This is a genomic window from Streptomyces sp. NRRL WC-3549, assembly GCF_000721935.1.
GTDB lineage: Bacteria > Actinomycetota > Actinomycetes > Streptomycetales > Streptomycetaceae > Streptomyces.
This window is the reverse complement of the sequence record NZ_KL585420.1, coordinates 76,206-80,750: the sequence shown is the minus strand read 5'-3', so window position 1 is coordinate 80,750 and position 4,545 is coordinate 76,206. Positions and strand designations below refer to the sequence as shown.

Annotated in this window: 4 protein-coding genes and 2 pseudogenes; 3 read left to right on the top strand and 3 right to left on the bottom strand. The window is 73.0% G+C overall.

The genetic code is table 11. From position 1 onward, the window contains the following. Positions 1–90: 90 nt before the first annotated feature. From IH13_RS38310 to IH13_RS0124880, 3 genes and pseudogenes are all read right to left on the bottom strand, one after another. A pseudogene (locus tag IH13_RS38310) lies at positions 91–1,100 on the bottom strand (DMT family transporter). Positions 1,101–1,144: 44 nt separating this feature from the next. Further along, entirely contained in the window at positions 1,145–1,873 is a 729-nt protein-coding gene (locus IH13_RS0124885) for an ArsR/SmtB family transcription factor (RefSeq protein WP_031088036.1), read from the bottom strand. Between the two features lie 14 nt (positions 1,874–1,887). Next, complete coding sequence (locus IH13_RS0124880) at positions 1,888–2,565, bottom strand: TetR/AcrR family transcriptional regulator (RefSeq protein WP_037842256.1); 678 nt, start codon at positions 2,563–2,565, stop codon at positions 1,888–1,890. Between the two features lie 65 nt (positions 2,566–2,630). Here IH13_RS0124880 and IH13_RS0124875 point away from each other — a divergent pair, with 65 nt between their 5' ends. From IH13_RS0124875 to IH13_RS0124865, 3 genes and pseudogenes are all read left to right on the top strand, one after another. Continuing rightward, complete coding sequence (locus tag IH13_RS0124875) at positions 2,631–3,782, top strand: acyl-CoA dehydrogenase family protein (RefSeq protein ID WP_031088032.1); 1,152 nt, start codon at positions 2,631–2,633, stop codon at positions 3,780–3,782. Positions 3,783–3,858: 76 nt separating this feature from the next. After that, the gene (locus IH13_RS0124870; RefSeq protein WP_031088030.1) at positions 3,859–4,149 is read left to right on the top strand and encodes a YiaA/YiaB family inner membrane protein; all 291 of its coding nucleotides are present in this window, start codon (positions 3,859–3,861) and stop codon (positions 4,147–4,149) included. A 94-nt stretch (positions 4,150–4,243) separates the two neighbouring features. After that, positions 4,244–4,545: pseudogene (locus IH13_RS0124865) on the top strand (helix-turn-helix domain-containing protein); the annotation flags it as partial.

Sequence of the window (4,545 nt, the reverse complement as noted above, 5' to 3'; positions counted from 1 at the left end):
CGTCGAGGGCGTGGTCGGTGTACGGCATCTCGCAGGCCTCCTGCGGCTGGGTCCGTGCGGCCGGGCACTCCGCCCGCACCTGACGGTGAGTCACCTCCCAGCATCCGGCTCCGGCGTGGTCGGCGTCAGGGTCGTACGGCCCCCGTCCGAGGGCTCTCCGGCCCTGTCCGAGGGCCGTTCGGCCCTGTCCTCGGACGGCGGCCCCGTGCGGCCCCGGCTCCGTGAGACGGCCACCCCGACGAGGCAGAGGAGGCCACCGCCCACCGTGAGCGGCGCGGGCACCTCGTCGAGCAGCAGCCACGACATCAGCACCACGATCGCGGGCACCGCGTAGGTCGTGGCGCCCATCCGGCCCGCCGTGGTGCGGGCCAGGGCGTAGGCCCAGGTGGTGAAGGCCAGGGCGGTCGGGAAGACGCCGAGGTAGAGCATGTTCAGGGTCGCGGAGGCCGGGGCACCGGCCGCCTCGGAGACCAGCGTCCCGGCGAACGGCAGGCACCCGGCCGCGCCGATCAGGCAGCCGAACGTGGTACCTGGAGCGGCGAGCCGTACGCCAGCGAGGGCTTCTGGCTGATCACCCCGCCCGCGTACGCCACCGCCGCCAGCAGGCAGAGCAGCACCCCCAGCACCGACGAGCCGCCGCGCCCGGACATCGACAGTCCCACGACCACCGCGCCCGCGAACGACACGCCCATCCCCGCCAGCAGCCGGCGCGACAGCGACTCGCCCAGCAGCGCGGCGCCCAGCAGGGCCATCAGGATCGGTCCGATGTTCACCAGCATCGCGGCCGTGCCCGCGTCCACCTCGCGCTCACCCCAGTTGAGCACCACCATGTACAGCCCGAACCACAGCAGCCCGGACCTCACGATGCCGGGCCACGCCCCCCGCGCCGGCAGCCCCTCCCGGCGTACGAGCAGGATCACGCCGAGCGTCAGCGCGCCCGCGAGCAGCCGGCCCAGGGCCAGCGCCCCCGGCGAGTAGGCCGCGCCGGCGCTGCGGATCGATACGAAGGCGGAGGCCCACAGGACCACCGTGGTGCACGCGGCGGCCGGGGCCCGCCAGTCGCGGTGCCGAGGGGAGGCCGTGGTCGGTGTCGTCGTCATGCTCACGACGGTAGTTTCCCGACGGTTCGGCACCCACCGAATTGTCAGCAGGCGTCAACCGTCGCGGGGGCGATGCCCAGCAGGTCCTCCAGGGCCCGCAGCCCGTACGGCGTCGCCCGCACCGCGCGCCCCGTCCCGAACCGCTCGCACCACCCGGCCTCCAGCGCGTGCCGGCACAGGACCGCGCCCGCCACGCCCGCCAGATGGGGCCGCCTCTCGGTCCAGTCCAGACAGCCGCGCGCCAGGGGCCGCCGTGACGCGGTGTCCAGCGGGGCGCCCAGTGCGCCGAACCACTCCAGGCCGTCCTCGGTGAGGGCGAAGCCGGTGTCCTGGCGCAGGAGCCCGCGCGCGGTCATCGCCTCGGTGATCCGGATGCCGAGCCGTCCGGCGAGGTGGTCGTAGCAGGTGCGTCCCCGGGCCAGCGCGTTGCCGGTGCTCGCCGCGCGCAGCGAACGCCCGGGCGCCCGCCCGCCGTCGGGGGCGGCGTGCGCGGCCAGTTCCTCGACCAGCTGGGCGGCCTGCGCGCCGGCGAGGCGCAGATAGCGGTGCCTGCCCTGGCGTTCCTCGGCCAGCAGGCCCCCGGCCACCAGCTTCCCCAGGTGCTCGCTGGCGGTCGAGGCGGCCACCCCCGTGGTACGGGCCAGTTCCCCCGCGGTCCACGCCCGGCCGTCCAGCAGCAGGAGGCAGAAGGAGGCACGGGTCTCGTCGGCCAGCAGCCCGGCGAGGGCGGCGAGCCGGGACGCCTGCGGGACGTGCGGTGTCGTACGGGCCATGGGTCCAGGATGCGTCAGCGGCGGTTCGGCGGGCGCCGAACCGTCGCGCCACCGGTGACGGTCTGCTCGTACTGCAGCACCAGGCCGTCCAGCAGCGCCCGCAGCCCGGTCTCGAAGGCGCCCTCGTCCACCTGCCGGCGCCGCTCGGCGAGCAGATGGGCCTGGCCCAGGTGCGGGTAGTCGGCCGGGTCGTACGCCGTCTCGTCGTCCACGAAGCCGCGGGCGAAGGAACCGAGCGCCGACCCGGTGACGAAGTAGCGCATCAGCGCCCCGATGTGCGTCGCCCGGGCGGGCGGCCAGCCCGCCCGGACCATCGCCCCGAACACCGCGTCGGCGACCCGCAGCCCCGCCGGGCGGCGGCCCGGACCCTGGGCGAGGACCGGGACGACGTGTGGGTGCGCGGCGAGGGCGGCCCGGTAGGAGACCGCCCAGTCGTGCAGGGCGGCCGGCCAGTCGCGGGCGTCGGACTCCTCGAACATCGACAGGTCGACCTGGGCCGAGACGGCGTCCGCCACCGCGTCCAGGATCTCGTCCTTGTTGCGGAAGTGGTTGTAGAGCGAGGGTCCGCTGACTCCCAGCTCCGCCGCCAGCCGACGGGTCGAGACCGCGTCCAGCCCCTCGGCGTCCACGAGCGCGCCCGCCGCCTCGACGATGCGGTCTCTGCTGAGGAGGGGCTTGCGCGGTCGGGCCATGGCGCACATAGTAGGGCCTGCACAGAGAAAACTAGCAGTGCTAATTTAAAGTGGGGTGTCACAGGGTGAACCTGGAGCTGAGCGAGGAGCAGGAAGCCGTACGGGAGCTCGCCGAGGACTTCGTCGCACGCGAGATCACCCCGCACGTCGTGGAGTGGGACCGGGCCGAGAGTGTCGACAAGTCGATCGCGAAGAAGCTGGGTGCGCTCGGCTTCCTCGGACTCACGATCCCCGAGGAGTACGGCGGCTCGGGCGGGGACCACCTGGCGTACTGCCTGGTGACGGAGGAGCTGGGGCGCGGCGACTCCTCGGTGCGCGGCATCGTCTCCGTCTCGCTCGGCCTGGTCGCCAAGAGCATCGCCTCCTGGGGGAGCGAGGAGCAGAAGCGGCACTGGCTGCCCCGGCTCACCGCCGGCGAGGCCCTCGGCTGCTTCGGCCTCACCGAGCCGGGCACCGGCTCCGACGCCGGGAACCTCACGACGAAGGCCGTGCGCGACGGCGACCACTATGTGATCAACGGCTCCAAGATGTTCATCACCAACGGCACCTGGGCCGATGTCGTCCTGCTCTTCGCCCGCACCGGAGACACCCCAGGCCACCGGGGCGTCTCCGCCTTTCTCGTGCCGGCCGACACCCCCGGGCTGACCCGCCGCACCGTCCACGGCAAGCTCGGCCTGCGCGGCCAGGCCACGGCCGAACTGGTGCTGGAGGACGTACGTGTCCCGGCGACCGCGCTCATGGGGCCGGAGGGCAAGGGCTTCTCCGTCGCCATGTCGGCCCTGGCCAAGGGGCGGATGTCGGTCGCGGCGGGCTGTGTCGGCATCGCCCAGGCCGCGCTGGACGCCGCCGTGCGGTACGCGGGCGAGCGCGAGCAGTTCGGGAAGCCCATCGCGAGCTACCAGCTCGTCCAGGAACTGATCAGCGACATCTCCGTGGACGTCGACGCGGCCCGCATGCTGACCTGGCGCGTGGCCGACCTCGTCGACCGGGGCCAGGACTTCGCGACCGCCGCCTCCACCGCGAAGCTCTTCGCCTCGGAGGCGGCCGTCCGCGCGGCCAACAACGCCCTCCAGGTCTTCGGGGGCTACGGCTACATCGACGAGTACCCGGTGGGCAAGCTGGTCAGGGACGCCCGTGTGATGACTCTCTACGAGGGCACCAGCCAGATCCAGAAACTGATCATCGGCCGCGCCCTGACGGGGGTCTCCGCCTTCTGAGCCGCCCGCCCTCTGAGTACCGGCTGAGTACGGTCGCGGATGCGGGCGCGGACCGCCGCGCCGGATGCTGTGGGGCATGAGTGAGACATCTGTGGTCAAGCAGCAGGGCACCGCCGCCTTCTACGGCCAGGCCGTCCTGTCCTTCGGTACGGCCCTGGGCGCGGTGGGCCTCGGCATCTTCTTCCTCGACGCCGGTGCCTGGGTGCGGGCCTTCCTCGCCATCGGCGTCCTCTACCTCGTCACCTCGTGCTTCACCCTGGCGAAGGTCGTCAGGGACCGCCAGGACGAGGAGCGGATCGTCAGCCGGGTCGACCAGGCCAGGCTGGACAAGTTCCTCGCCGACCACGACCCCCTCCAGAAGCTCTGACGGCCGGGCCCGTCCCACACCCCGGAGCGCTCTAAGCGCTTGCTCAGCTTCGGGGTATGGTGTTCGTCCTGCGAGGGGAGAGGGGCATGTGGCGATGAGCGCGGCGGAGGAGACCGGCGGCGAGGACACGCCGTGGAGCGAGGTCACGCCCGAGGCGGCCCGGCGACTGCTCGTCGCCGCCGTCGAGGCCTTCGCCGAACGCGGCTACCACGCGACCACCACCCGTGACATCGCCGGCCGGGCCGGGATGAGCCCCGCGGCGCTCTACATCCACTACAAGACGAAGGAAGAGCTGCTCCACCGGATCAGCAGGATCGGTCACGACCGGGCCCTGCGCCTCCTGGAGGCCTGTCTCTTATACACATCTCTGAGCGGGCTGGCAAGGCAGACCGCGAT